Here is a 25,238-nt window from a genome sequence, read left to right as displayed (position 1 = left end):
ACTCCTTCGAAGAAATAAAAGAATCAATCAATAAAAAATCAATTTGTCAGCGGCTTGCCGGCCCGAACGAAACCGGGCTTGGTCACTTTGACCGGCATTTCACGGTTGCGGATCTGCACGATGGCCTGCTCGCCGATACCTGCCGGCACGCGCGCCAGCGCGATGCTGAAGCCCAGCGTCGGAGAGAACGAACCGCTGGTGATCACGCCTTCGTGGGTTTGCCCCGCCGCGTCGGTGAAACGCACCGGCAGCTCATTACGTAATACGCCTTTTTCCGTCATGATCAAGCCGACCAGTTGCTCGGTGCCCTGCTCGCGCTGTTGTTCCAGCGCTTCGCGGCCGATGAAACGACGATCTTCCGGCTGCCAGGCGATGGTCCAGCCCATGTTGGCGGCCAGCGGTGAAACGCCTTCGTCCATCTCTTGCCCGTAGAGGTTCATGCCCGCTTCCAGACGCAGCGTGTCGCGCGCGCCCAGACCGGCCGGCTTGACGCCCGCGGCCAGCAATTTTTGCCAGAAATCCGCCGCCTGCTCTTTCGGCAGCGCGATCTCATAGCCGGCCTCGCCGGTGTAACCGGTGGTGGCGATGAACAGCTCACCGGCCTGCACGCCAAAGAACGGCTTCATGCCTTCGACCGCACTTTTTTGTTCCGGGGTGAACAGCGTGCCGGCACGCTCTTTGGCCTGCGGGCCCTGTACCGCGATCAGGGCCAAATCGTCGCGCACCGTCAGCGCAACGCCATACGGCGCGGCGTGCTCTTCAATCCAGGCCAGGTCTTTGTCGCGCGTGGCGGAGTTCACCACCAGGCGGAAATAGTCTTCAGTGAGGAAATAAACGATCAGGTCGTCGATCACGCCGCCGGAGGCATTCAGCATGCCGGTGTACAGCGCCTTGCCGGGTTGGGTCAGTTTGGCGACGTCGTTCGCCAGCAGGTAGCGCAGGAACTCGCGGGTGCGGGCGCCGTGCAGATCCACGATGGTCATGTGAGACACGTCGAACATACCGGCATCCTGACGCACCGCGTGGTGCTCATCGAGCTGCGAGCCGTAGTGCAGCGGCATCATCCAGCCGTGAAAGTCTACCATGCGCGCACCGCACGCCACGTGCTGGTCGTACAGTGGGGTTTGCTTTGCCATCTTTTCCCTCTTTCCACTCGTCGCTAGAAGTTAGGGTGCTGCCACGCAATGCGGCGGAGCTTGGCTCGCGGCCCGATCGCCATGGCGCACTGACTGCTCAACACAAATGCTGCGCCGGGACGGGCGGAAACTGCGTGCAACCGCCGTGACGCAAACGATACCTTTCCCTCGAACTTATCACCGAACGACCACATTAACCATAAGTTAAAATAGGCTCATCGCCGTTCCAGGGCGGTAAAATGCCGGGCTAGTGTGCAGAGTTTTTCACTGGAAAAATGCGCTTTAAGGCACAAAATTAACAATTAAAGCGGCAAAACTCCGAAGTTATATAACAAACCGACGGCCGCACATGAGATTCCGACTTTTGATAACCGAACATGGAATTAGAAAAAGTAATGATAAAAAGCGGCTGAAATTAGATTATTTCAAATGAAGGGTTATATAAGGAAAGACGATGGCATAAGGCGAGAAGCACGAGCCCGCTGGGGGCTCGCAGAAGGCAGGTATCAGGCAAGCCACTCGGGCAGATCGTTCAGGCCCATTGCCTGACGCACCAGCTTTGGCTTGACGCCCGGCAGGCTGTCCGCCAGCCGTAGCCCCACGTCGCGCAGCAGCTTTTTGGCCGGGTGGTTGCCGTCGAACAGTTCGCGGAAACCCTGCATGCTGGCCAGCATCACCGCCGCGCCATGTTTGCGGCGGCGCTCATAGCGGCGCAGATAGAGATGCTGGCCGATATCCTTGCCCTGCCGCTGCAGGCGGCGCAGTTCGGCAATCAGCTCGGCGGCGTCCATAAAGCCCAGGTTCACGCCCTGCCCAGCCAGCGGATGCACGGTATGCGCCGCATCGCCCACCAGCGCCAGGCGGTGCGCGGCGAAGCTGCGCGCATAGCGGCCGGTCAGCGGGAACGCCAACCGTTCGCTTTCCAGGCTGCAGGCGCCCAGACGCATATCGAAGGCCATCGCCAGTTCGCGGTTGAACTGCTCCGGCTCAAGCTGTTTGAGCCGCTCGGCGTCTTCCGGCGTCACCGACCAGACGATGGAACTCAAATGCGGATCGCTGAACGGCAGGAACGCCAGAATGCCGTCGCCGTGGAAAATTTGCCGCGCCGTCGCCTGATGCGGCTCTTCGGTGCGAATGGTGGCAACCAGCGCATGGTGGCGGTAATCCCAGAAGGTGAGCGGGATGTCGGCGTGCTGGCGCAGCCACGACTGGGCGCCGTCGGCGCCGATCACCAGACGGGCGGTCAGCATGCGCCCGTCCTCCAGCGTAACGAAGGCATCGTTCTCGCCCCACGCCACCTGCTTGAGCGCGGCCGGGGTAATCAGCGTGATGTCCGACAGGCTTTCGGCGCGTTTCCACAGCGCCTGCTGGATCACCGAGTTTTCGATAATGTGGCCGAGATGGCTGAAGCCGCACTCGTCGCCGCGGAAGGCGATTTTGCCGAAGCTGTCGCGCTCCCACACTTCCATCGCGTTGTAGGCGCTGGCGCGCAGCTGGAGAATGTCGTCCCACACGCCGATGTGCTGCAGCAAACGCTCGCTGGCGGCATTGATGGCGGAGACGCGCAGCGCAGGCTGCTCCGACGGCGGCGCCATGTCCGGCTGGCGCTGTTCCAGCACCGCCACGCGCAGCCCGCTGCCCTGCAGGCCGCAGGCCAACGCCAGCCCCACCATACCGCCACCGGCGATAATCACGTCAAATGATTGCATGCTGCTCGATTTCCTTAAATAACGCGCGACGCCTTGCCGCGCCGCGTTTTGGGCGCGCCACAGGGCGCCCGACTCTGTGTCTAACGTTCCACCCAGCCCAGCGTGCGCTTAGCGAAGGCGTCGCGCACCGCCGGCAAACGCTCCATCGCCATCAGCCCCAGACTACGGCCGACCACCAGCGGGGCATAACGGTTGGCGAACAGGCGGATCAATCCGTCGGTCACGCCGATCGTCGCCTGCTGATCGTTTTGCCGCCGCTGCTGATAGCGGCTCAGCAGCGCATAACCGCCGGCGTCTTCGCCGCTGTCTACCGCTTCCGCCAGCGTTTCCGCCAGCGACATCACGTCGCGCAGGCCGAGGTTGAACCCCTGCCCGGCGATCGGGTGCAGCGTCTGCGCCGCGTTGCCCACCAGCGCCAGACGATGGCTGACATGACGATCGGCGGTCAGCAGGCTGAGCGGATAACTGTGCCGTTTACCGGCCTTGAGGATACGCCCCAGCCGCCAGCCGAAGGCCTGTTGCAGCTCGGCGATAAAACGCTCGTCGTCCCAGGCATCCACCCGGGCGCGATCTTCGCGCGCGTGGCACCACACCAGCGAACTGCGCCCCTGCGACATCGGCAGCAGCGCCAGCGGCCCGTAGCGGGTAAAACGCTCGAAGGCGCGCCCCTGCGGATCTTCCGCCGTGGTGACGTTGGCGATGGTGGCGAACTGCGGATACTCCTCCTGCCGCCACTGCACGTTGCAGGCCTGTGCCAGCGCCGAACGCGAACCGTCGGCCGCCACCAGCAGCTGCCCGCACAGGCGCTGACCGTTGTCCAGCAGCACCTCTGCCCGCTCTGCGGTGCGAATCACGTCCACCACCCGCGCGGGGCAATGCAGCGTAACGCCCGGCGCCTTCGCCAGCAGCGCGAACAGCCGATGCCCGGCTTCGTGCAGTTCGATCACCTGGCCAAGCGCATCGACCTGATAATCCTGCGCCTGCAAATTCACGAAACCGGCGTGGCCGCGATCGCTGACGTGCACCTGAGTGATCGGCGTGGCGCAGTCGCGCAGCGCCGGCCAAACGCCGATGCGTGCCAGCTGTTGGCAGGTGCCCTGCGCCAATGCGATGGCGCGGGCGTCAAAACCCGGATGGCTGCGGTCATCCGGCCGAGTCGCCTCGACCAGATCCACGGCCATTCTTCCCTGAGTAAGCGACGAGATAGCCAGCGCCAGCGTCGCGCCCGCCATACCGCCACCAACGATAATTACGCTCATTCCGTTACCTTGCCGCCGCCATCAAAGCCTCGATGGCATCGGCGTCTTTCACCACGGTGGCGGTCAGGTTTTCGTTGCTGTCGGCGGTGATCACGATGTCGTCCTCGATGCGGATGCCGATGCCGCGGTATTCCGCCGGCACGTCCGCATCCGGCGCAATGTACAGCCCCGGTTCCACGGTCAGCACCATGCCCGGCTCCAGCAGCCGATCGCGGCTCGGCGTGCCGTAGTGGCCGACGTCGTGCACGTCGAGGCCCAGCCAGTGGCTCAGCCCGTGCATGAAGAACTGCCGGTGCGCCTGCTCGGCGATCAGTTGGTCGACTTCACCTTTCAAGACGCCCAGTTCCACCAGCCCGACCACCATGATGCGCACCACTTCGTCGTTGACTTCGCGGATGCTGGTGCCGGGTTTGAACAATGCCAAAGCGCGCAGCAGCGACGCCAGCACAATGTCGTACACCGCGCGCTGCGGCTTGCTGAACTTGCCGTTGACCGGGAAGGTGCGGGTAATGTCGCCGGCATACCCCTGATACTCGCAGCCGGCGTCGATCAGCACCAAATCGCCGTCGCGCATCTGGCTCTCGTTCTCGGTGTAGTGCAAGATGCAGCCGTTTTCGCCGCTGCCGACGATGGTGTTGTAAGACGGGTAGCGGGCGCCGAGGCGGGTGAATTCATGGTGAATCTCCGCTTCCAGCTGGTATTCGAACATGCCCGGGCGGCATTTTTCCATCGCGCGGGTATGCGCCAACGCGCTGATCTCACCGGCGCGGCGCATCACCGCCAGCTCTTCCGGCGATTTGAACAGGCGCATGTCGTGCAGCCACGGCCGCCAGTCGGTCACGGTGGCCGGCGCCTGCAGGTTCTGGCGGAACCCCTTGCGCAGCTTGTCCAGCGCGCCGAACAGGATCTGATCGGCGTAGGCATATTCGCCCTGCGCATGGTAGACCACGTCCAGGCCGTTGAGCAGCAGGTGCAGCTGGTCATTGATTTCATCGAACGGCAGCGCGCGATCCACGCCAAGCTTCGCCGGCGCAGCGTCTTGCCCCAGGCGGCGGCCAAACCAGATTTCCGCCGTCAGATCGCGCACCCGGTTGAACAGCACGCTGTGGTTGTGCGTTTCGTCACTTTTGATCAGCACCAGCACCGCTTCCGGCTCATTGAAGCCGGTCAGGTACCAAAAGTCGCTGTTCTGCCGATAGGGATAGTCTGAATCTGCACTGCGCGTCGTTTCCGGCGCAGAGAAAATAACCGCCGCGCTGGCCGGCGCCATTTTCGCCAACAGCGCCTGACGGCGGTTGTTGAATTCCTGCTGAGTCATTACCTTCTCCTGAAATCATGCCATCCGCACCGCCGGCGGAGGGGCGATAAGACGCTTAGTGCAACGTCGGTTTGATGTTTTCCGGCGCCGTTGGCTTGTGACGGGTGAATTCACCGTGGCACATGATGGCGGCAACCCGCACATACTCCGCCACTTCTTCCAGCGACTGTTCCAATTCTTCCTGATCTTCGTCTTCGTCGTAGCCCAGCTGCGCGATGTTGCGCAGATCGTCGATCGCTTCCCCAACTTCGTCTTTCACCTGGGCCAGCTTCGGCTGCATCATCCCCAGGCCGAGCAGGAAGTGGTTGACCCAACCGGCCAGCGCGTCGGCGCGATCGAACACGTTGACGATCTCCCCTTCCGGCAGCATCAGTTGGAACAGGAATTCGTCGTCTTCGAGCGTTTCGCGTGTCACTTCATACAGCTGTTGCAGCGGTTGGCTGAGCGCCTGCGGGAAGGCGACGCCTTCGTTGGTCAGATCGTGCACCAGCGCCTGCCAGCCGGCATCACGGCTGCCGCCGCACAGCAGGCCGCTGATCAGGCCATGCATTTCTGCCGCGGTCAGCGCCACCGACTGCTGGTTGAGGGCCACGGTCAAAGATTGGTAACTTGGAAATGTATTCTGTATAGACATGCGCATTCGTCATCGTTGGCAGGATAAGTTCGTGTTATGCTACCACCAAGGTCCGTCGCTATACCAGATAAGCGCGACACCTCAGTGGCTAGTTATAATCGCGATGTGGCAGGTTTCACACTGCGCCGTCGGGTGGCGAAAGTGCGGTAAATACGCATTTTGAAACCCTTTTTTGACTGGCAATGTGCGCCACAGTAGATTACAACCAGGTACTGAAAAAGGGGTTGTATCTTGGTACCGAGGTATATATAGTGGCGCCCGCTTTGACGGCCCGGCCTGGGCGGACAAGGCTGGCGCGAAATTTAGGCAGGAAGGTGGCATGTCTGCACAACCGGTAGATATTCAAATTTTTGGCCGCTCGTTAAGAGTCAATTGCCCGCCAGAACAACAAGATGCGTTGAATATGGCGGCGGACGATCTTAACCAACGGTTGCAAGATCTTAAAGTTCGCACTAGAGTCTCCAATACTGAGCAACTGGTTTTCATCGCGGCATTGAACGTCTGTCACGAACTTGCTCAAGAACGGTTGAAAACCCGTGACTATGCGTCCAATATGGAACAACGCATACGGATGCTGCAGCAGACCATTGAACAAGCGCTGCTTGAACAAGGTCGCATCTCTGAACGTCAGGATGCACAATTCGAATAACTTAAGTTGTTGAAATCACAGTTTCGGCAACGAGTACAAAATTTCTCTGAGATGTTCGCCAGCGGGCCAGTCCCCTGAGCCGATATTTAGTACAAACAGAATGTGTTGCTCCGCGATCGGTGAGCACGCTCGGTGCGCCGAGAAGCCTTAAGATTGCGACGGCACGTTCACCTTGAACCATGGGTTCAAGGGTTACAGCCTGCGACGGCATCTCGGAGATTCCCCTTCTCAGCGGTTTATGTGTGCCGAACGCCACACTGAGCAAGCCTGATACGATGCCTTTTCAACCCCAATTCGCGCAGCAGCGCCAAGCCATTCGTCAACTCATTCGCCAACGTCGGCGCGAACTTACGCCGGGCCAGCAACGCTTTGCCGCAGAAAAAATAGCCGAGCGCGTCGTCGCGCATGCGCACATTAAGGCAGCGCACAGCATCGCGGTATTCCTGTCGTTTGACGGTGAACTCGACACCGGGCCGCTGATCGAGCAACTGTGGACGCTCGGAAAACGGGTTTACCTGCCGGTGCTGCACCCGTTCAGCCCGGGCCATCTGCTGTTCCTGCGCTATGCGCCGGAAACGCCGCTGGTGCGCAATCGCTTCAATATTCTTGAACCGCGCCTCGATGTGCGCCAGGTGTTGCCGCTGGGCGAGCTGGACGTCGTGCTGACGCCGCTGGTGGCATTCGATCATACCGGGCAGCGTCTGGGTATGGGGGGCGGCTTTTACGATCGCACCCTGCAAAACTGGCAGAGCGACGGCCCCTATCCCATCGGGCTGGCCCATGATTGCCAGCAGGTGGAGCACCTGCCGACCGAGCACTGGGATATCCCGCTACCGGAAATCCTCACCCCGCTCTGCAGCTGGGCGTGGCACGAACCTAAATAGCAAAAGGCCGGATCGCTCCGGCCTTTTTCGTTGCGGCATGCCGCCTAATCAGAACAGCAGACGGGCGCGAATGGTGCCGTCGATGGCCTTCATGCGCTGCAGCGCAGCGTCGGCGCGCGCGGTTTCCGCTTCAATGTCGATCACCACGTAGCCGATTTCCGGGCCGGTTTGCAGATACTGCGCGGCGATGTTAACCCCCTCTTCAGCGAAGATCTGGTTAATCTGCGTCAGCACGCCCGGGCGGTTTTCGTGGATGTGCAGTAGGCGGCTGGCATTCGGGCCATGCGCCGGCAGCGACACTTCCGGGAAGTTGACGGCGGACAGGGTCGACCCGTTGTCGGAGTATTTCGCCAGCTTGCCGGCCACTTCGTCGCCGATGTTCTCCTGCGCTTCCTGAGTGGAGCCGCCGATGTGCGGCGTCAGCAGCACGTTGTCGAACTCACACAGCGGCGAGTTGAACGGATCGCTGTTGGTTGCCGGCTCTTCCGGGAAGACGTCGATCGCCGCACCCGCCAGGTGATTGCTGGCCAGCGCATCGCACAGCGCGGGAATATCCACCACGGTGCCGCGCGAGGCGTTGATCAGAATGGCGCCTGGTTTCATCAGCGCCAGCTCTTCCGCTCCCATCATGTTCTTGGTGGCCAACGTTTCCGGCACGTGCAGCGTCACCACGTCGCTCATATTGAGCAGATCGGACAGATGGCGCACCTGCTGCGCATTACCTAACGGCAGCTTGTTCTCGATATCGTAGAAGAACACCTTCATGCCCAGCCCTTCGGCCAGAATGCCCAGTTGGGTGCCGATGTGGCCGTAGCCGATGATGCCCAGCTTTTTACCGCGCGCCTCATAGGAGCCCACGGCCAGTTTGTGCCACACGCCGCGGTGCGCCTTGGCGTTGGCGGCCGGAATGCCGCGCAGCATCAACAGCAGCTCGCCCAGCACCATTTCGGCCACGGATCGGGTATTGGAGAAGGGGGCGTTGAAGACCGGAATACCGCGTTTAGTCGCCGCTTTCAGATCAACCTGGTTGGTGCCGATGCAGAAGCAGCCCACCGCCACCAGTTTTTCTGCGGCGGCAAACACCTCTTCGGTCAGATGCGTACGCGATCGGATGCCGACGAAGTGTGCATCGCGGATGGATGCCTTCAGCGATTCTGTGTCTAACGCACCCTTGTGGTATTCGATGTTGGTATAACCGGCGGCACGTAAATTATCGACCGTGCTCTGATGAACCCCTTCCACCAACAGGAATTTAATCCTGTCTTTCTCCAATGATACTTTTGCCATTTACCCGACCCTATGTTCAGACTTCAGAAGCGGCTGTGACGACACAGCTCCCATCCAACATAACAAAAATAACGCGGGCGGCAATACAAACGATTGCCTGCCCGGCAGGACAAGGCGCAGCGTTGATGGCGGTTTACGGCAGAAAATGCCATAGGGAAAGTTTTCGGCAGAAGCTTTGGGGAGTCAGGTTTCACAATGTGACATAAGTCACCAAATTTGCCGTTTTTCAGAAAAGATATTTTAACCGAAGAATTATGCGGCCCGGCGCTACCGGGCCACAGACGGCGGAGGCTTATTTGACCACTTTCACGCCTTCCGGTGTGCCGACCAGCGCCACGTCCGCGCCGCGGTTGGCGAACAGCCCCACGGTCACCACGCCGGCGATGCCGTTGATCTTGTTCTCCAGCGCGATGGCGTCGGTGATGCTCAGGTTATGCACATCGAGGATCACGTTGCCGTTGTCGGTCACCACGTTCTGGCGATACTCCGGCAGGCCGCCGAGTTTCACCAGCTCGCGCGCCACGTAAGAGCGGGCCATCGGGATCACTTCCACCGGCAGCGGGAACTTGCCCAGCACGTCCACCTGCTTGCTGGCGTCGACGATGCAGATAAATTTCTTGGCGATGGCGGCGATGATCTTCTCGCGCGTCAGCGCAGCGCCGCCGCCCTTGATCATCTGCATATGGCCGTTGATTTCGTCCGCACCGTCCACATAGATATCGAGCGAGTCCACTTCGTTGCTGTCGAACACGTGGATGCCGAGGCTTTTCAGCTTGGCGGTGGAGGCGTCGGAGCTGGACACCGCGCCTTCGATCTGGTGCTTGATGGAGCCCAGCGCGTCAATAAAGTGGGCGGCGGTAGAGCCGGTGCCGACCCCGACGATGGTGCCCGGCGTCACGTATTCCAGCGCCGCCCAGCCCACCGCTTTTTTCAGTTCATCCTGCGTCATAATATGTCCCTTGCCTCTGTACGAAAACGTGTGCGTATTATAGGGTAAAACGCTGTTTTTCACGCCGGCAGGATCACACTTATCTACCGCAGCCCGCATTTTTACCCGCTTGGCGGCGAGGTGGGGGCGTGATTTTCCACCTGCGCCGTGCGCAAAATGTGGCATAGTGCCGGTATCATTCTAATTTAAGGGATATCTTTCCGATGAAACGCCCAGACTATCGTACGCTGCAAGCGCTGGACGCGGTGATCCGTGAGCGCGGCTTCGAGCGCGCTGCTCAAAAACTCTGTATCACGCAATCGGCGGTATCCCAACGCATCAAACAGCTGGAAAACCTGTTCGGCCAACCGCTGCTGGTTCGTACCGTGCCGCCGCGCCCGACCGAACAAGGGCAAAAGCTGCTGGCGCTGTTGCATCAGGTGGAATTGCTGGAAGAAGAGTGGCTGGGCAACGACACCGGCGTCGACACGCCGCTGCTGCTGTCGCTGGCGGTCAACGCCGACAGTCTGGCAACCTGGCTGCTGCCAGCGCTGAAGCCGGTGCTGGCGGACTCTCCCATTCGCCTGAATCTGCAGGTGGAAGATGAAACCCGCACCCAGGAGCGGCTGCGCCGCGGTGAGGTGGTGGGCGCGGTGAGTATTCAGCCGCAGCCGCTGCCGAGCTGCCTGGTGGATCGGCTGGGGGCGCTGGACTACCTGTTCGTGGCCTCCAGCGGCTTCGCCGAGCGCTACTTCCCGAGCGGCGTCACCCGCTCCGCGCTGCTGAAAGCGCCGGCGGTGGCCTTCGACCATCTCGACGACATGCACCAGGCATTCCTGCAGCAGAACTTCGATCTGTCGCCGGGCAGCGTGCCCTGCCACATCGTGAACTCGTCGGAAGCCTTCGTGCAGCTGGCACGCCAGGGCACCACCTGCTGTATGATCCCTCACCTGCAGATCGAAAAGGAGCTGGCATCCGGTGAACTGATCGATCTGACGCCGGGGCTGTACCAGCGCCGAATGCTGTACTGGCACCGCTTCGCGCCGGAAAGCCGCATGATGCGCAAAGTGACCGACGCGCTGCTGGAACACGGCCACCAGGTGCTGCGCCAGGATTAAAACGAAAAAAGGTTCGCCGCAGCGAACCTTTTCTTCAATACGAACACCTTACTGCGCGGCGTTGCGCTGTAGCTCAAACACCACATCCACCTGATCGTCGAAGTGAATGCTTTGCTGCTCATAGGTTTGCGCCGCGTCGCTTTCCGCCGCCGCACCGGCCGCCTTATACATCCGCGCCACCGGCATCGGCTGGTAGTTGGCGACCCGGTAGCGAATGCTGTACACCGGCCCCAGCTTGGCGTGGAAGCCTTTGGCCAGGGATTCGGCCTGCTGAGTCGCGTTCTCGATCGCTTTTTGCCGCGCCTGCTCGCGATACACGTCCGGCTTGGCGACGCCCAGCTCCACCGCGCGGATTTCGTTCAGGCCGGATTTCAGCGCGCCGTCCAGCAGCTCGTTCAGCTTGTCCAGCTGACGCAGGGTCACCTGCACCTGGCGCACCGCCCGGTAGCCCTTCAGCACCGACTCGCCGGTTTTCAGGTAGTCATATTCCGGCTGGGTGCGCAGGTTGGCAGCGCTGATGTCTTTCTTCTCGATGTTGTTTTTCTGAAGGAAATCAAAGTACTGCGCCACGCGCTCGTCCACCTGCTTCTTCGCCTGGGCGGCGTCTTTAGAGGAAACGCTCACCTCGATCGCCAAGGTGGCGATATCCGGCGTGGCGTCCACGCTGGCGGTGCCGGAGGTGACGACGTGCGGCCCTTCAGGCACTTCAGCCGCCTGCAGCGCCATCGGTAACGTCCCTAATCCGACCATTGCGGCCATAGCCAATGCTTTTAGCTTCACAGTGTCTCCTTAATGACAGGCTGTCTCTGATCGCCGGCTTTTCCCTGTGAGAACCGCCGGATTCCTGGCATCAAACGTAGCATATCGCGCGGCGTTTTGAATTCGGATTAGTGACAAATTCTTATAAATTTGCCCCCTGCCAGGCCAGCTGCAGCGCGATGCCCCACATCACCAGCCCGACCAGCGCGTTGATGATGCGCTGCGCCCGCTGCGTGTTCAGCCACGGCGCCAGCCAGGAGGCCAGCAGCGCCAGCCCGAAGAACCACACCGCCGACGCGCTGACCGCCCCGAGCGCGAACCAGGAGCGCACGTCCGCCGTCAGCTGTCCGCCCAAACTGCCGAGCACCACAAAGGTATCCAGATAAACGTGCGGGTTCAGCCAGGTGACCGCCAGCATGGTGACCACGATGCGCCAGCGGCTCTGCGCCAGCTCCTGCGCCGCGGCCTGCGCCGGTTGCGGGCTGAAGGCGGAACGGAACGCGCCCCACCCGTACCACAGCAGAAACGCCACCCCGCCCCAGGTGACCAGCGCCAGCAGCAGCGGCGAGCGGGTCAGCAAGGCGCTGCCGCCGAAAATACCGGCGCAGATCAGCACGATATCGCTCAATGCGCACAGCGAAGCAATCATCAAATGATACTGGCGGCGAATGCCCTGATTCATCACGAATACGTTCTGCGGGCCCAGCGGCAGGATCATGGCGGCGCTCAGGGCAAAGCCCTGCAGGAAGACGGCTAACATGGGGATTCCTCGAATGATAAAAGGCGCCGGACGAGGGCGCGTGTCGGTCAACACGCGCATCATACGAGGAAGCGATCATTAGGTGAAATTGATGTTTCTAATCCAGTATCAGAGACGCTAATACTCAAATCGGCGTGACGAAACCCAGCTCCTGCGAGATGCGTTGCGCGGTGGCCAGCACCGGTTTAATCAGGCTTTTGACGCCGATTTGCTGCAGCTTGGCGGTCGGCAGAGAAACCGACACCGCATAAGGCACGCGCTGTTGAATATCGAACACCGGCGCCGCCACGCAGGAGACCCCCAGCTCATTTTCCTCGCGATCCATCGCCATGCCGCGCTGGCGAATATCGGCCAACTCCTCATGCATCTTCGGCAGCTCGGTGATGGTATTGCGCGTCAGCGTCTGAATCTCCTGCTGGTGAGTCTGCCAGTAGTGGGCCGGGTAATCGTCGTTGCCGTAGGCCATGAAGATTTTCCCCATCGCCGAACAGTACAGCGGCATATGCTGGCCGATATAGGCGCGGGTGCGCATCATGCCGGTGGTCGGCTCCAGCTTGTAGATCAGGATAACGTGGTCGTCTTCGCGGCTGGAGAAGTTGACCGTCTCCCCCACTTCCAGGTTCAGCTGTTCCAAATGCGGCGCAGCCACGTGAATGATATTGAGTGACGACAGCGCCTTCTGGCCGATGGAAATGAACTTGGTGGTCAGGCGGTAGCTGCCCGGCGACGGCGCCTGGGTCACATAGCCGCTGGTGTGCAACCCCTGAAGCAAGCGGTGCACCGTGCTCTTGTTCATGCCGGCCAGCTCGGACAGATGCGCCAGCGGACATCCGTTGGGGAAATTGCTCAGGATCTCAATCAACTGCAAACCGCGGAACAGGCTTTGGCTGCCCAGCGGTTTGTCTTTCTTGTCATCTTTCTCGTCGACGGCTTTCAGGCTCATAGCGAAAATCTCTCCAGTGTCGAACCGCCAACCGGCGCTGCGGCGAAGTCAGCAGGCTCTTTGCCGGGCATGTTACCCCAAGGCCTGCATCAGGTGAAGACGGAACGCCGTTTCATTGTCCGCAGCGGGCCAAAAATCCGCAATATTTCCCCCTCATTGAAGTGAGCCATCGGTCACACTTCCGCAAAGTAAAAAATAACTCATTGTTTAATATCAACAATTAAAACCTCATCGCCTTTGATTTAGCGCAACGAACGTCATATTATTTTTGAAATTGAATTTCGTATGTTGAAATTTAAAGGCCAGATACTCACCAGCGGTTTAGCTGATTTGCCCGGCATCTTCGCACGGGCGCAACACCAGGGGCGCATCACATGACTATCGATAATGCGGCACAACCCATCCTTACCCTCAGCCACATCGTCAAACGATTTGGCGGCAACGTGGCGGTCAACGACGTCAGCCTGCAGGTGATGCCGGGCGAGGTTCTGGCGCTGCTGGGCGAAAACGGCGCCGGCAAATCGACGCTGATCAAAGTGCTGGCGGGCGTCTACCCGCGCGACGGCGGCGATATTCGCTTTCAGGGCGCAAGCATCACCTCCGCCGCCGCGATAAAAAGCGCCAGCCGCCAGCCGATCGCCTTTATTCATCAGGATCTCGGCCTGATTGAATGGATGACGGTGGCGGAGAACATGGCGCTGGTAATGGGGTTTCCCCGCCGCTTTGGGTTGATCGACTGGCGCGCCATTCGCCGCCGGGCGGCGCAGGCGCTGCAAGACGTCGGCATCGCGCTCGATCCCGATGCGCGCGTCTTCGAACTGTCGCGCACCGAAAAATCGCTGCTGGCGATCGCCCGCGCGGTGGCGGTCAACGCCGAGCTGCTGGTGCTGGATGAACCGACCGCCTCCCTGCCCGCCAACGACGTGCGTCACCTGTTCGCCGTGATCAACCGGCTGCGCGCCAAAAAGGTCGGCATGATTTACGTCACCCACCGCCTGGACGAAGTGATCGAAATCGCCGATCGGGTCTGCGTAATGCGCGACGGGCGCTATGTCGCCGGCGGCCGCACCGCCGACTACTCGCTGCGCGATCTGGTGCAAACCATCGTCGGCGAAGCGATGGCGGACGATCAGCGCGAACCGCTGCCGGAACATCGTCCGCCGGTGTTGCAGCTCGATAGCGTCACGGTGGGCGACATCGGCCCGGTGAGCTTCGATTTGCAGCCGGGCGAGATGCTGGCGCTGGCCGGCCTGCGCGGGGCCGGGCAAGAAGAGATTGGCCGGCTGCTGTTCGGGTTGCGCCAGGCCGACGGCGGCGCGATTCGGTTACGCGATCGGCCCTATCAGGCGAGCTCCCCACAGCAGGCGATGGCCTGCGGCGTTTCGCTGGTCGCGGGCGATCGCACCGGCGAAAGCCTGGTAATGTCGATGAGCGTGCGTGAAAACCTGTTTATCAACCCCTGTGCCAGCGGCCACCGGCTGCTCTCCCGCTACGGGCGGCGAGCGGAGATCGGCGCCAGTTGGTGGAAGGTGCAGCTGTTCGACGTGCGCCCCAAGGACGTCAATATCGATATCAGCGCGCTGTCCGGCGGCAACCAGCAAAAGGTGGTGATGGCGCGCTGGATGCATCTGGGGGCGCCGCTGCTGATCCTCGAAGATCCCACCGCCGGCGTGGACGTCGGCGCGCGAGCGGAAATCTACCACCTGCTGAATAAATCCCTGGCGGAAGGCGTGGCGGTGCTGGTTATCTCCAACGATTTCGAGGAGATCGCCCATATTTGCAACCGCGCACTGGTGTTCAACCGCGGGAAAGTGGTCGGCGAGCTGAAAAATCAGCAGGTGTCATTCGCCAATTTATTGGAGCTGGCCTCTGCCAGCACCGGGGAAAGCGTCGCAATCACGTCAGAATCCGAGGTAGGCCATGTCTAAAACATCCGTTAAATCAACCGCGCTGGAGCAGCGCGTCAGTCTGGCGCAGGACGGCGCCGGCCCCTGGCTGATGCAGGTTCTCACCCGCTATGGCCTGCTGCTGCTGTGCATCGCGCTGGTCTTGCTGTTTTCACTGCTCACCCCCTCCTTCGCATCGATGCTGACGCTGCAGGCGATCCTGTCGAGCAAGGCCAAAATCGCCCTGTTGGCGCTGGCGGCAACCATCCCGATGATCGTGGGCAAGATCGATCTTAACGTCGGTTTCGGCATTGTGCTGTGGCACATTCTGGCGATCACGCTGCAGGTGGAATACGGCTTCTCCTGGCAGATGGCGGTGCTGACGGTGCTGGCGATCTCGGCGCTGTACGGGCTACTGAACGGCATTCTGGTGGCGCTGGCCGATATCGACAGCTTCGTCGCCACCCTCGGCTCCGGCACCGTACTGTACGCCATTGCCCTGTGGCACTCCGGCGGGCGGCAGATCGTCGGCGACTTGCCGGATGCCTTCATCGCGCTGCACCACACCGAGATCGCCGGCATTCCGATCGTGGCGTTTTACGTGCTGATCGTCGCGGTGGTGCTGTGGCTCATCACCGAACACACCCCGCTCGGCCGCTGCATGTATGCGGTGGGCGGCAACCCGGCGGCGGCGCGCCTGAATGGCATCTCGGTCAACCGCTTTACCATCGGCGCCTTCATCGCCTCCAGCGTGCTCACCGGTTTCAGCGGCGTGTTGATCGCCGCCGAACAGGGCGTCGGCCAGGCCAGCGTCGGCATGGACTATCTGCTACCGGCGCTGGTCGGCGCCTTCCTCGGCAGCACCACCATTCGCCCAGGGCGCGTCAACGTCTGGGGCACCGTGGTCGGCATCGCCATTCTGGCTATCGGCATCGCCGGCATTCAGCAGTTCGGCGGCGAATTCTGGGTCGAGCCGCTGTTCAACGGCGCGACGCTGCTGCTGTCGATCACCCTGGCCGGCTATGCCCAACGCCGTCGGCTGCTCAATCAGAAAGCGGTACAACGCAGCCAGGCGACGCCGGCTGACAACAACAATCAGACAGCGACCCATTCTTAAACCAGGAGCACACCATGAAACGCATTTGGCTGTTACCGGGGTTCACCACATTCTTGCTCGCCGCATCGCCGGCCTGGGCCGACGCCTATCTCGATCAGGCCACCGCCGCCGTCGCGAAGGCCACCGCCAGCGCCACCCAGTGGGACGGCCCCACCAGCGGCCCGCAGCTGCAGGCCAACAAGAAGATCATTTTTATCGCCTCCGACATGAAGAACGGCGGCGTGCAAGGGGTGCAACAGGGGTTGAGCGAAGCGGCGAAAGCCGCCGGCTGGAAGCTGGAAACGCTCGACGGCGGCGGCTCGGTGAAAGATCAGCTGGCATCGCTCAATCAGGCCATCGCCCAAAAGCCGGACGGCATCGTGATCGGCGGCTGGAACCCTAACGTCGCCAAGATCCCGCTGAAAAAGGCCGTGCAGCAGGGTATCGTGCTGACCGCCTGGCATGCGGTGCCGGAACCGGGCCCCATCGCCAAATACAACGTGTTCTATAACGTCACGTCGGATTCCAACGAAGTGGCGCGCATCGCCGCGCAATACGCGGTGGTGCAATCCGGCGGCAAGGCGAGCGTGTTGATCTTCACCGACTCGCTGTACCAAATCGCCTTGGACAAGGCCAACGTCATGAAAGAAGAGATCGCCAAATGCAGCGGCTGTACGCTGCTGGAATTCATCGACACGCCGCTGGCCGATACCGCCAACCGCATGCCGGCGATGACCTTCAGCCTGCTGCAGAAGTACGGCGACAAATTCCAATATGCGCTGGCGATCAACGATCTGTACTTCGACTTTATGGCGCCGGCGCTGAAAACCGCCGGCAAAGGCGGCAAGAACGCACCTTACAACGTATCGGCCGGCGACGGTTCGATCTCCGCTTATCAGCGTATCCGCTCAGGCGACAGCCAGTCGGCGACGGTACCGGAACCCTTGAAGCTGCACGGTTGGCAACTGCTGGACGAATTCAACCGCGCCTTCGCCAAGCAGCCGCCTTCCGGCTACGTCACCCCAGCGCATCTGGTGACCCGCGACAATATCGCCGCCGACGGCGGCGCCAATAACCTGTATGACCCGCAAAACGATTATCAGGGCCATTACAAAGCGATCTGGGGCGTGAAGTGAACGGCAATTCATTGCGCACGCACGCCCGGCTCGAGCGCCTGTGTTCGCCGGCGATCTGGGCAGAGGGGCCGGTCTGGCTGCCGCAGGAGGATGCGGTGGTGTTCAGCGACGTGAAAGGCAATCGCATGTTCCGCTGGTCGCGCCGGGGTGAGCTGACCCTATACCGCTCGCCGTCGCACTACGCCAACGGCAATGCGCGCGACGGCGAAGGGCGCGTGGTCAGCTGTGAACACGGGCGGCGCGGCATCAGCCGCACCGAAAGCGATGGCGAGGTGCGCCTGTTGATCGATCGCGTCGACGGCAAGCGCTTTAACTCGCCGAACGACGTGGCGGTGCGTTCCGACGGCACCCTGTGGTTCACCGATCCGCCCTACGGCATCATCGGCGACGAAGAGGGTTACAAATCGGAAAGCCAGGTAATCGGCTGCTATCTCTACAGCTTCGATCCACGCGACGGTTCGCTGACTATCGCCGCCTGCGACCTACAGCGCCCGAACGGCCTGGCGTTTTCACCGGATGAAAAATGGCTGTACGTTGCGGACATGTCGATCGTGGATTTTCCGACGCTGGGCCGCCGCGAGCTGCGCGTCTATGCGGTCAACGGCCGCGAGCTGGAAGCCGGCCGCCGTTTTGCAACGGTGGGGCCCGGATTCCCGGACGGCTTCTGCGTCGATCGAGCCGGCAATCTGTTTTGCAGCTGCGCCGACGGCGTGCTGGTCTTTGATCCACAGGGGCGACAGATCGACAAAATCAGCGTGCCGGAACGCGTCTCCAATTGTACCTTCGGCGGCCCGAACGGCGATGAGCTCTATATCACCGCCACCACCTCGCTCTACCGCATGGTGCTGAACACCCGCGGTTAGCTGGGGTCTCGCAAGACGCAGGGTGGGTTTCGATCCGCCCTGCTTTGTCACGTCTGAAGCACGCCATCTCCACCAAAACGTGGCGGCGATCACAAAACCACCACTCAATTTTAACGTCATGTTTTTCATGAATAATTTTACTCCCCCTTGCTTTGACTTCCTTGAATCGCCGGGATAGCATTTATTTGAAATGCAATTTCGTATATTGAAATTTAGCGAACCAAAAACAGGCGATTCGCACAGGTGGAGAACCGGCATGAGAGTGAGTTACAGCGAGTTAAAACACCAATTCAAACGCGTGCTGCTGGCGCACGGCGTGGCGGAGCACACCGCCGATGACTGCGCCGGCATGTTCGCCGACACCACCGCCAGCGGCGTTTATTCCCACGGCGTTAACCGCTTTCCGCGCTTTATTCAGCAGCTGGACGCCGGTGATATCGTGCCGGACGCCGAACCCAGCAAACTGTTGTCTCTGGGGGCGATCGAGCAATGGGATGCGCACCAGGGCATCGGCAACCTTACCGCCCGCCGCATGATGGATCGCGCCATGCAGTTAGCCGACGTTCATGGCATCGGCCTGGTGGCGCTGCGCAACGCCAACCACTGGATGCGCGGCGGCGGCTACGGCTGGCAGGCGGCGGAGAAAGGCTATATCGGCATTTGCTGGACCAACTCGATCGCCGTGATGCCGCCGTGGGGCGCCAAAACGTGCCGTATCGGCACCAACCCACTGATCGTCGCCGTACCCGGTAACCCGATCACCATGGTAGACATGTCGATGTCGATGTTTTCCTACGGCGCGCTAGAGCTGAACCGGCTGGCGGGCAAAACTCTGCCGGTGGACGGCGGCTTCGACAACGACGGCCGCCTGACCCGCGATCCGGCCACCATCGAGGAGAATCGACGCATTTTGCCAATGGGGTATTGGAAAGGATCGGCGCTGTCGATCGTGCTGGACATGATCGCCACCCTGCTGTCCGGCGGCGCCTCGGTGGCGGAAGTGACGGAAGATCACCGCGACGAATACGGCGTCTCGCAAGTGTTCATCGCGATTGAGGTAGACCGGTTGATCGACGGCGACAGCCGCGATCAAAAACTGCAGCGCATCATGGATTACGTCACCAGCGCCGAACAGGACAACCCCGACGTTGCCATTCGCCTGCCAGGCCACAAGTTCCCGCGCATTCTGGAAGAAAACCTGCGCGACGGCATTCCGGTCGACGAACGGGTTTGGGCGCGCATTCAGGCGCTGTAACGGGAGGATCATCATGATATTCGGCCACATCGCCAACACAGCGCCCGAGCAGTACCCGACGCCGGTCGCCAACGCCGTCGCCTATTTGCAGCGCACCGATTTCAGCGTCTTGCCCGCAGGGCGCTATGAAGATCCCGCCACCGGCTACGTGGTGCAAGTGCTGGATCTGCATACCCAACCACCGGATGCGCTGCGCCCGGAAGTACACCGGAAAAACGTCGACGTGCAGTTTCTGGTCAGCGGTACCGAGCTTATCGGCGTAGCGGCGGACAACGGCGACAACGTCATTCATCAGGAGCTGCTGGCGCAGCGCGACATCCTGTTTTATCAGAACGTGACCGACGAATCCTGGCTCACGATGCGGCCCGGCAACTTCGCGGTATTTTTTCCGCAGGACGTGCATCGCCCGGCCTGCATTAACCAACGCCCCTGCACGATACGCAAGGTGGTGGTGAAGATACCGCTGGCGTCGTTTAGCGCCTGATAGACGCAACACCCGTAACGATAACAACACCGGTCCATGAGGCCTGTGCGGGCGCCCTTGCGCCCAAATCAAGCAAAACAATAACGCCCGACCCTACAAAAAGCGAATATCGAAAGAGGTCCTTATGAATACAGCCTCCGTTTCCGTCAGCCAAAGCCAGGCGATACCCAAGCTCCGCTGGCTGAGGATCGTGCCGCCGATCCTCATCACCTGCATCATTTCTTACATGGACCGGGTCAACATCGCCTTCGCCATGCCCGGCGGCATGGATGACGAACTCGGCATCACCGCCTCGATGGCCGGGCTGGCCGGCGGCATCTTCTTCATCGGTTACCTGTTTCTGCAGGTGCCCGGCGGCAAGCTGGCGGTATACGGCAACGGCAAGAAATTCATCGGCTGGTCATTGTTGGCCTGGGCGGTGATCTCGGTGCTGACCGGGCTGGTCACCAACCAGTACCAGCTGCTGTTCTTGCGCTTCGCCCTCGGCGTTTCCGAAGGCGGCATGCTGCCGGTGGTGCTGACCATGATCAGCAACTGGTTCCCGGATAAGGAGCGCGGCCGCGCCAACGCCATCGTCATCATGTTCGTACCGATCGCCGGCATTCTCACCGCCCCGCTGTCGGGTTGGATCATCACCGCCTGGGACTGGCGCATGCTGTTCCTGGTGGAGGGCGCTCTGTCGCTGGTGGTGATGGCGCTGTGGTATTTCACCATCAGCAACCGCCCCCAAGAGGCCAAATGGATCTCGCAGGCGGAAAAAGAGTATCTGGTGAAGACCCTGCACGACGAACAGCTGCTGATCAAAGGAAAAACGGTGCGCAACGCCTCGCTGCGCCGGGTGCTGGGCGACCGGATCATGTGGCAGCTGATCCTGGTGAATTTCTTCTACCAGACCGGTATCTACGGCTACACCCTGTGGCTGCCGACCATTTTGAAAGGGCTGACCCACGGCGATATGGAGCAAGTGGGCATGTTGGCTATCTTGCCCTATATCGGCGCCATCTTCGGCATGCTGATCATCTCCACCCTCTCCGATCGCACCGGCAAGCGCAAAGTCTTCGTCGCCCTGCCGCTGGCCTGCTTTGCCACCTGCATGGCGCTGTCGGTGCTGCTGAAGGATCACGTCTGGTGGTCTTACGCTGCGCTGGTCGGCTGCGGCGTGTTTATTCAGGCGGCGGCCGGGGTGTTCTGGACCATCCCGCCCAAATTGTTCAACGCCGAAGTGGCCGGCGGCGCGCGCGGCGTGATCAATGCGCTGGGCAACCTCGGCGGCTTTTGCGGCCCGTATATGGTCGGCGTCCTGATCAGCCTGTTCAGCAAGGATATCGGCGTCTACAGCCTGGCGGCCTCGTTGGCGATCGCCTCCGTGCTGGCGTTGATGCTGCCCAATAAATGCGACCACAGCGCGAGGAGCGAATGATGGAATATTGGCTGGGGCTGGACTGCGGCGGTACCTTCATCAAGGCGGGATTATACGACCGCAGGGGCCATGAACACGGCGTTGCGCGGCGCAATCTGGCGATCGTCGCGCCGCAGCCCGGCTGGGCCGAGCGCGATATGGCATCGCTGTGGCGCACCGCCGCCGACGTGATCCGTGAAGTGCTGTCCGCCAGCGGTGTCGCCGCCGGCGCCATCCAGGCCATCGGCATCTCGGCGCAGGGTAAGGGGGCGTTTCTGCTGGATAAGCAGGGGCAGCCGCTGGGCAACGCCATGCTCTCTTCCGATCAGCGCGCGCTGGCGCTGGTGCAGGAATGGCAGCGGCAGGGCGTGCCGCAGGCGCTGTATCCGCAAACGCGCCAAACGCTGTGGACCGGGCACCCGGTCTCGCTGCTGCGCTGGCTGAAGCGGCATCAGCCGGAACGTTACGCCCGCATCGGCAGCGTGCTGATGGCGCACGACTACCTACGCTATTGCCTGACCGGCGAGCTGGCCTGCGAAGAAACCAATATCTCCGAATCCAACCTGTATCAGATGCGCAGCGGACGCTATGACCCGGCGCTGGCGCAGCTGCTGGGTATCGGCGACATCATGCCCGCCCTGCCGACGATTGTCGGTTCGGCCGAGATCGCCGGGCGCGTCGCGGCAAACGCCGCGGCCATCACCGGCCTGCAAACCGGCACCCCGGTGGTCGGCGGGTTGTTCGACGTGGTGTCCACCGCGCTGTGCGCCGGCCTGCAGGACGAAACCCGCCTCAATGCGGTGATGGGGACCTGGTCGGTCACCAGCGGCATCACCGACGCCATCGTCGAGGGCTTCGATCATCCCTTTGTCTATGGCCGCCACGCCGAAAACGGCCAATACATCGTGCACGAAGCCAGCCCCACTTCCGCCGCCAACCTGGAGTGGTTCTGTCACCAATGGGGGCTGCAGGACTACGACCAGCTTAACCGCTGGGTCGCCGCCCTGCCGAAAGCCGCAGGCGATCTGCTGTTCGCCCCTTTCCTGTATGGCTCCAACGCCGGCCTGGGGCTGAGCGCCAGCTTCTATGGTCTGCAGGCCTTCCACCAGCGCGAGCACCTGGTGCAGGCGATCTACGAAGGCGTGGTGTTCTGCCACATGACGCACCTTAACCGCATGCGCCGGCGTTTCCCTGAGGCGCAGGCGCTGCGCGTGACCGGAGGCCCCGCCAAATCCCTCCCCTGGATGCAAATGTTCGCCGACGTCAGCGGCCTGCCGGTTGAGCTGCCGCAGGTGGAAGAAACCGGCTGTCTGGGCGCGGCGATGGCGGCCATGGTCGGCAGCGGCGTCTTCAACGATTTCACCGCCGCCCAGCACCGGCTGGCGCCGCGTATCGAGCGGCTGCTGCCTGATGCGGCCGCTGCCGAAGCTTACGACAACAAACACCAACGTTATCAGGCGCTGATTGCTGCATTGCAACATCTGCAGCCCGCCAACAAGGAGGCTCCATGAGCACGAAACCGCGCCTGCAGCTGGCGCTCGATCAAACCCGTTTGGATACGGCGCTGCGCACCGCCGAGACCCTCAGCCCCCATGTGGACATCATCGAGGCCGGTACCATTTTGTGCATCAGCGCCGGCATTCAGGCGGTTAGCGCGCTGCGCGAGCGCTGTCCGCAGCACACGCTGGTGGCCGATCTCAAGGTGGCCGACGCCGGTGCGACGCTGGCCGAGCAGGCCTTCGGCCAGGGTGCGAACTGGATGACGGTGATCTGCGCCGCGCCGTTGGCCACCATGGCCAGCGCGCGGGAGGTCGCCGAGCGTCACGGCGGTGAAATCCAGATCGAACTGTTCGGCCGCTGGACATTGGAGGATGCGCGGCAATGGCGCGGCCTCGGCATTCGCCAGGCGATCTATCACCGCGGCCGCGACGCGCAGGCCAGCGGGCAAACCTGGGGCCGGCAGGATTTGGATCGGATGAAGGCGCTGTCCGATCTGGGCATCGAGCTGTCGGTGACCGGCGGCATCACGCCCGTCGACCTGCCGCTGTTTAAAGAGATCGCCGTCACCGCCTTTATCGCCGGCCGCGCGCTGGCCGAGGCCGGCGATCCGCCGGCGGCCGCCAGGCAGTTCCGCACCGCCATCGATGACATCTGGAGATCATGATATGCGTCAGCACCCGTTGGGAATTTACGAGAAAGCGCTGCCGAAACACCTGAGCTGGCCCGAACGCCTGGCGCTGGCCAAGGCCTGCGGCTTCGACTTCGTCGAAATGTCGGTGGACGAAAGCGATGAACGTCTGGCGCGCCTGAGCTGGAGCAAGGCGCAGCGCCTGGCGCTGGTGGACGCCATGCTGGAAACCGGCATCCGCATTCCGTCCATGTGCCTCTCCGGCCACCGGCGCTTTCCTTTTGGCAGCCACGATCCGGCGCTGCGACAGCGCGCCTTCGACGTGATGGAACAGGCCATTCAACTGGCCAAAGATGTCGGTATCAGGACGATCCAGCTGGCCGGCTACGACGTGTATTACGAAGAGCAGGACGAGGGGACGCTGGCGCGCTTTAGCGAAGGCATGCAGTGGGCGGTAGAGCGTGCCGCCGCCGCCCAGGTGATGCTGGCGGTGGAAATTATGGACACCGCCTTTATGAACTCGATCGGTAAATGGAAAGCCTGGGATGCCCTGCTGGCCTCGCCGTGGTTCACGGTGTATCCGGACGTCGGCAACCTCAGCGCCTGGGGCAATGACGTGCCGCGCGAGCTGGAGCTGGGCATCGATCGCATCGCCGCCATTCACCTGAAGGACACCTACCCAGTCACCGCCACTTCGCCGGGGCAATTCCGTGACGTGCCGTTTGGCGAAGGCTGCGTCGACTTCGTCGAGGTGTTTCGCACGCTGCAGCGCCTCAATTACCGTGGCGCATTCCTGATTGAGATGTGGACAGAAAAAGCCGAGGAGCCGGTGGCCGAGATCGTTCAGGCCCGCCGCTGGATCGAACAGAAAATGCAACAAGGGGGCATGACATGCTGACTCAGTTAAAACAACAGGTGCTGGAGGCCAATCTCGATCTGCCGCGCCATAAGCTGGTGACCTTTACCTGGGGCAACGTCAGCGCGGTGGATCGCGAACGCGGTCTGGTGGTGATCAAGCCGTCAGGCGTTGAATACGAGCATATGACGGCGGAGGATATGGTGGTGGTCGATCTGGCCAGCGGCCGCACCGTCGAGGGGGCAAAAAAACCGTCGTCGGACACCGCCACCCATCTGGCGCTGTACCGCGAATTTGCCGATATCGGCGGCATCGTCCACACCCATTCGCGCCACGCTACCATCTGGGCGCAGGCCGGGCTGGACATCCCCGCCTGGGGAACCACCCACGCCGACTATTTTTATGGCGCTATCCCCTGCACTCGCCTGATGACCCAGGATGAAATTGAGCACGATTACGAACTGGAAACCGGCAACGTGATTATCGAAACCTTCCGCCAGCGCGATATCAATCCCAACGCTATCCCAGCGGTACTGGTCAATGCCCACGGCCCCTTCGCCTGGGGCAAAGACGCCCACAACGCGGTGCATAATGCGGTGGTGCTGGAAGAAATTGCCTACATGGGCATTTTCTCGCGCCAGCTGACGCCGGGCATTCACAGCATGCAGCGCGAGCTGTTGGACAAACACTACCTGCGCAAACACGGCCAAAACGCCTACTACGGGCAGTAGGGCCGCCGGGGCCCCAAAAC

At 61.5% G+C, this 25,238-nt stretch carries 24 protein-coding genes and 1 other RNA gene; 15 read left to right on the top strand and 10 right to left on the bottom strand.

Annotation, left to right across the window (positions count from 1 at the left end):
- Window positions 1-38: 38 nt before the first annotated feature.
- From gcvT to ACJ8HT_RS19165, 5 genes are all read right to left on the bottom strand, one after another.
- The gene (gcvT, locus tag ACJ8HT_RS19185) at window positions 39-1,136 is read right to left on the bottom strand and encodes a glycine cleavage system aminomethyltransferase GcvT (protein ID WP_004931631.1); all 1,098 of its coding nucleotides are present in this window, start codon (window positions 1,134-1,136) and stop codon (window positions 39-41) included.
- Window positions 1,137-1,642: 506 nt separating this feature from the next.
- Entirely contained in the window at window positions 1,643-2,845 is a 1,203-nt protein-coding gene (gene ubiI / locus ACJ8HT_RS19180; RefSeq protein WP_064290720.1) for an FAD-dependent 2-octaprenylphenol hydroxylase, read from the bottom strand.
- A gap of 80 nt (window positions 2,846-2,925) precedes the next feature.
- Window positions 2,926-4,104 (bottom strand): 2-octaprenyl-6-methoxyphenyl hydroxylase, encoded by a 1,179-nt coding sequence (gene ubiH / locus ACJ8HT_RS19175; protein WP_197653242.1) that lies wholly within the window; start codon window positions 4,102-4,104, stop codon window positions 2,926-2,928.
- 4 nt (window positions 4,105-4,108) lie between these two features.
- Entirely contained in the window at window positions 4,109-5,422 is a 1,314-nt protein-coding gene (gene pepP / locus ACJ8HT_RS19170; protein ID WP_197653243.1) for a Xaa-Pro aminopeptidase, read from the bottom strand.
- A 55-nt stretch (window positions 5,423-5,477) separates the two neighbouring features.
- The gene (locus ACJ8HT_RS19165; protein ID WP_197653244.1) at window positions 5,478-6,056 is read right to left on the bottom strand and encodes a YecA/YgfB family protein; all 579 of its coding nucleotides are present in this window, start codon (window positions 6,054-6,056) and stop codon (window positions 5,478-5,480) included.
- 319 nt (window positions 6,057-6,375) lie between these two features.
- Here ACJ8HT_RS19165 and zapA point away from each other — a divergent pair, with 319 nt between their 5' ends.
- The 3 genes from zapA to ACJ8HT_RS19150 all read left to right on the top strand — a co-directional run bounded on the left by zapA (window position 6,376) and on the right by ACJ8HT_RS19150 (window position 7,589).
- A complete protein-coding gene (zapA, locus tag ACJ8HT_RS19160; RefSeq protein ID WP_004931621.1) occupies window positions 6,376-6,705 on the top strand; it encodes a cell division protein ZapA in 330 nt (109 codons plus the stop codon).
- A 40-nt stretch (window positions 6,706-6,745) separates the two neighbouring features.
- Window positions 6,746-6,928: non-coding RNA, 6S RNA (ssrS, locus tag ACJ8HT_RS19155), on the top strand.
- A gap of 52 nt (window positions 6,929-6,980) precedes the next feature.
- Window positions 6,981-7,589 carry a 5-formyltetrahydrofolate cyclo-ligase gene (locus tag ACJ8HT_RS19150; RefSeq protein WP_194571511.1) on the top strand — a complete coding sequence of 203 codons (609 nt, stop codon included), beginning with the start codon at window positions 6,981-6,983 and terminating at the stop codon, window positions 7,587-7,589.
- Window positions 7,590-7,637: 48 nt separating this feature from the next.
- Here ACJ8HT_RS19150 and serA read toward each other — a convergent pair whose 3' ends face one another.
- Both serA and rpiA read right to left on the bottom strand, forming a co-directional pair.
- On the bottom strand, window positions 7,638-8,876 hold the full coding sequence (gene serA, locus ACJ8HT_RS19145; RefSeq protein ID WP_025304156.1) for a phosphoglycerate dehydrogenase: 1,239 nt from the start codon (window positions 8,874-8,876) through the stop codon (window positions 7,638-7,640).
- Window positions 8,877-9,168: 292 nt separating this feature from the next.
- Window positions 9,169-9,825 carry a ribose-5-phosphate isomerase RpiA gene (gene rpiA / locus ACJ8HT_RS19140; protein ID WP_025304157.1) on the bottom strand — a complete coding sequence of 219 codons (657 nt, stop codon included), beginning with the start codon at window positions 9,823-9,825 and terminating at the stop codon, window positions 9,169-9,171.
- A gap of 203 nt (window positions 9,826-10,028) precedes the next feature.
- Here rpiA and ACJ8HT_RS19135 point away from each other — a divergent pair, with 203 nt between their 5' ends.
- A complete protein-coding gene (locus tag ACJ8HT_RS19135) occupies window positions 10,029-10,922 on the top strand; it encodes a LysR family transcriptional regulator ArgP (RefSeq protein WP_038871151.1) in 894 nt (297 codons plus the stop codon).
- A 48-nt stretch (window positions 10,923-10,970) separates the two neighbouring features.
- Here the strand turns inward: ACJ8HT_RS19135 and ACJ8HT_RS19130 are convergent, their stop codons facing one another.
- The 3 genes from ACJ8HT_RS19130 to ACJ8HT_RS19120 all read right to left on the bottom strand — a co-directional run bounded on the left by ACJ8HT_RS19130 (window position 10,971) and on the right by ACJ8HT_RS19120 (window position 13,384).
- The gene (locus tag ACJ8HT_RS19130; protein ID WP_025160209.1) at window positions 10,971-11,702 is read right to left on the bottom strand and encodes an oxidative stress defense protein; all 732 of its coding nucleotides are present in this window, start codon (window positions 11,700-11,702) and stop codon (window positions 10,971-10,973) included.
- Window positions 11,703-11,823: 121 nt separating this feature from the next.
- Window positions 11,824-12,441: an arginine exporter ArgO gene (gene argO, locus ACJ8HT_RS19125; protein ID WP_004931603.1), complete on the bottom strand. Its 618-nt coding sequence runs from the start codon at window positions 12,439-12,441 to the stop codon at window positions 11,824-11,826.
- 124 nt (window positions 12,442-12,565) lie between these two features.
- Window positions 12,566-13,384: an IclR family transcriptional regulator gene (locus ACJ8HT_RS19120; protein ID WP_049199270.1), complete on the bottom strand. Its 819-nt coding sequence runs from the start codon at window positions 13,382-13,384 to the stop codon at window positions 12,566-12,568.
- A gap of 374 nt (window positions 13,385-13,758) precedes the next feature.
- Between ACJ8HT_RS19120 and ACJ8HT_RS19115 the strand changes: the two genes are divergently transcribed.
- The 11 genes from ACJ8HT_RS19115 (at window position 13,759) to araD (ending at window position 25,218) form a co-directional block, all read left to right on the top strand.
- Window positions 13,759-15,312, top strand: coding sequence for a sugar ABC transporter ATP-binding protein (locus ACJ8HT_RS19115; protein WP_194572539.1), 1,554 nt, complete (start codon window positions 13,759-13,761; stop codon window positions 15,310-15,312).
- Window positions 15,305-16,387 carry an ABC transporter permease gene (locus ACJ8HT_RS19110; protein WP_197653245.1) on the top strand — a complete coding sequence of 361 codons (1,083 nt, stop codon included), beginning with the start codon at window positions 15,305-15,307 and terminating at the stop codon, window positions 16,385-16,387. Before ACJ8HT_RS19115 ends, ACJ8HT_RS19110 begins: the two co-directional genes overlap by 8 nt.
- Before the next feature lie 14 nt (window positions 16,388-16,401).
- Window positions 16,402-17,502: an ABC transporter substrate-binding protein gene (locus ACJ8HT_RS19105; RefSeq protein ID WP_025304163.1), complete on the top strand. Its 1,101-nt coding sequence runs from the start codon at window positions 16,402-16,404 to the stop codon at window positions 17,500-17,502.
- Window positions 17,499-18,365 (top strand): SMP-30/gluconolactonase/LRE family protein, encoded by an 867-nt coding sequence (locus ACJ8HT_RS19100; RefSeq protein WP_194572538.1) that lies wholly within the window; start codon window positions 17,499-17,501, stop codon window positions 18,363-18,365. The genes ACJ8HT_RS19105 and ACJ8HT_RS19100 overlap by 4 nt, the downstream gene beginning before the upstream one ends.
- 256 nt (window positions 18,366-18,621) lie before the next feature.
- Window positions 18,622-19,620 carry a 3-dehydro-L-gulonate 2-dehydrogenase gene (gene yiaK, locus ACJ8HT_RS19095; protein WP_194572537.1) on the top strand — a complete coding sequence of 333 codons (999 nt, stop codon included), beginning with the start codon at window positions 18,622-18,624 and terminating at the stop codon, window positions 19,618-19,620.
- 13 nt (window positions 19,621-19,633) lie between these two features.
- Entirely contained in the window at window positions 19,634-20,104 is a 471-nt protein-coding gene (locus ACJ8HT_RS19090; RefSeq protein ID WP_194572536.1) for a YhcH/YjgK/YiaL family protein, read from the top strand.
- A gap of 124 nt (window positions 20,105-20,228) precedes the next feature.
- Window positions 20,229-21,524, top strand: a complete 1,296-nt coding sequence (locus tag ACJ8HT_RS19085) for an MFS transporter (RefSeq protein ID WP_194572535.1) — start codon at window positions 20,229-20,231, stop codon at window positions 21,522-21,524.
- Complete coding sequence (locus tag ACJ8HT_RS19080) at window positions 21,524-23,014, top strand: FGGY-family carbohydrate kinase (protein ID WP_169318901.1); 1,491 nt, start codon at window positions 21,524-21,526, stop codon at window positions 23,012-23,014. The genes ACJ8HT_RS19085 and ACJ8HT_RS19080 overlap by 1 nt, the downstream gene beginning before the upstream one ends.
- A complete protein-coding gene (gene ulaD, locus ACJ8HT_RS19075) occupies window positions 23,011-23,667 on the top strand; it encodes a 3-keto-L-gulonate-6-phosphate decarboxylase UlaD (protein WP_194572533.1) in 657 nt (218 codons plus the stop codon). Before ACJ8HT_RS19080 ends, ulaD begins: the two co-directional genes overlap by 4 nt.
- 1 nt (window position 23,668) lies before the next feature.
- Window positions 23,669-24,529, top strand: a complete 861-nt coding sequence (locus ACJ8HT_RS19070) for an L-ribulose-5-phosphate 3-epimerase (RefSeq protein WP_194572532.1) — start codon at window positions 23,669-23,671, stop codon at window positions 24,527-24,529.
- Window positions 24,523-25,218 (top strand): L-ribulose-5-phosphate 4-epimerase, encoded by a 696-nt coding sequence (gene araD / locus ACJ8HT_RS19065; RefSeq protein WP_025304171.1) that lies wholly within the window; start codon window positions 24,523-24,525, stop codon window positions 25,216-25,218. The genes ACJ8HT_RS19070 and araD overlap by 7 nt, the downstream gene beginning before the upstream one ends.
- Window positions 25,219-25,238 lie beyond the last annotated feature (20 nt).

Source organism: Serratia sp. CY44782 (assembly GCF_052168715.1).
Classification (GTDB): domain Bacteria; phylum Pseudomonadota; class Gammaproteobacteria; order Enterobacterales; family Enterobacteriaceae; genus Serratia; species Serratia nevei.
This window is presented reverse-complemented; position numbering and strand designations above follow the sequence as displayed.

What these genes read in the sequence shown, in the direction of transcription:
- gcvT (WP_004931631.1), bottom strand. Translation starts at nt 1,136, where the DNA reads ATGGCAAAGCAAACCCCACTGTACGACCAGCACGTGGCGTGCGGTGCG.
- ubiI (WP_064290720.1), bottom strand. Translation starts at nt 2,845, where the DNA reads ATGCAATCATTTGACGTGATTATCGCCGGTGGCGGTATGGTGGGGCTG.
- ubiH (WP_197653242.1), bottom strand. Translation starts at nt 4,104, where the DNA reads ATGAGCGTAATTATCGTTGGTGGCGGTATGGCGGGCGCGACGCTGGCG.
- pepP (WP_197653243.1), bottom strand. Translation starts at nt 5,422, where the DNA reads ATGACTCAGCAGGAATTCAACAACCGCCGTCAGGCGCTGTTGGCGAAA.
- ACJ8HT_RS19165 (WP_197653244.1), bottom strand. Translation starts at nt 6,056, where the DNA reads ATGTCTATACAGAATACATTTCCAAGTTACCAATCTTTGACCGTGGCC.
- zapA (WP_004931621.1), top strand. Translation starts at nt 6,376, where the DNA reads ATGTCTGCACAACCGGTAGATATTCAAATTTTTGGCCGCTCGTTAAGA.
- ACJ8HT_RS19150 (WP_194571511.1), top strand. Translation starts at nt 6,981, where the DNA reads ATGCCTTTTCAACCCCAATTCGCGCAGCAGCGCCAAGCCATTCGTCAA.
- serA (WP_025304156.1), bottom strand. Translation starts at nt 8,876, where the DNA reads ATGGCAAAAGTATCATTGGAGAAAGACAGGATTAAATTCCTGTTGGTG.
- rpiA (WP_025304157.1), bottom strand. Translation starts at nt 9,825, where the DNA reads ATGACGCAGGATGAACTGAAAAAAGCGGTGGGCTGGGCGGCGCTGGAA.
- ACJ8HT_RS19135 (WP_038871151.1), top strand. Translation starts at nt 10,029, where the DNA reads ATGAAACGCCCAGACTATCGTACGCTGCAAGCGCTGGACGCGGTGATC.
- argO (WP_004931603.1), bottom strand. Translation starts at nt 12,441, where the DNA reads ATGTTAGCCGTCTTCCTGCAGGGCTTTGCCCTGAGCGCCGCCATGATC.
- ACJ8HT_RS19120 (WP_049199270.1), bottom strand. Translation starts at nt 13,384, where the DNA reads ATGAGCCTGAAAGCCGTCGACGAGAAAGATGACAAGAAAGACAAACCG.
- ACJ8HT_RS19115 (WP_194572539.1), top strand. Translation starts at nt 13,759, where the DNA reads ATGACTATCGATAATGCGGCACAACCCATCCTTACCCTCAGCCACATC.
- ACJ8HT_RS19110 (WP_197653245.1), top strand. Translation starts at nt 15,305, where the DNA reads ATGTCTAAAACATCCGTTAAATCAACCGCGCTGGAGCAGCGCGTCAGT.
- ACJ8HT_RS19105 (WP_025304163.1), top strand. Translation starts at nt 16,402, where the DNA reads ATGAAACGCATTTGGCTGTTACCGGGGTTCACCACATTCTTGCTCGCC.
- yiaK (WP_194572537.1), top strand. Translation starts at nt 18,622, where the DNA reads ATGAGAGTGAGTTACAGCGAGTTAAAACACCAATTCAAACGCGTGCTG.
- ACJ8HT_RS19090 (WP_194572536.1), top strand. Translation starts at nt 19,634, where the DNA reads ATGATATTCGGCCACATCGCCAACACAGCGCCCGAGCAGTACCCGACG.
- ACJ8HT_RS19085 (WP_194572535.1), top strand. Translation starts at nt 20,229, where the DNA reads ATGAATACAGCCTCCGTTTCCGTCAGCCAAAGCCAGGCGATACCCAAG.
- ACJ8HT_RS19080 (WP_169318901.1), top strand. Translation starts at nt 21,524, where the DNA reads ATGGAATATTGGCTGGGGCTGGACTGCGGCGGTACCTTCATCAAGGCG.
- ulaD (WP_194572533.1), top strand. Translation starts at nt 23,011, where the DNA reads ATGAGCACGAAACCGCGCCTGCAGCTGGCGCTCGATCAAACCCGTTTG.
- ACJ8HT_RS19070 (WP_194572532.1), top strand. Translation starts at nt 23,669, where the DNA reads ATGCGTCAGCACCCGTTGGGAATTTACGAGAAAGCGCTGCCGAAACAC.
- araD (WP_025304171.1), top strand. Translation starts at nt 24,523, where the DNA reads ATGCTGACTCAGTTAAAACAACAGGTGCTGGAGGCCAATCTCGATCTG.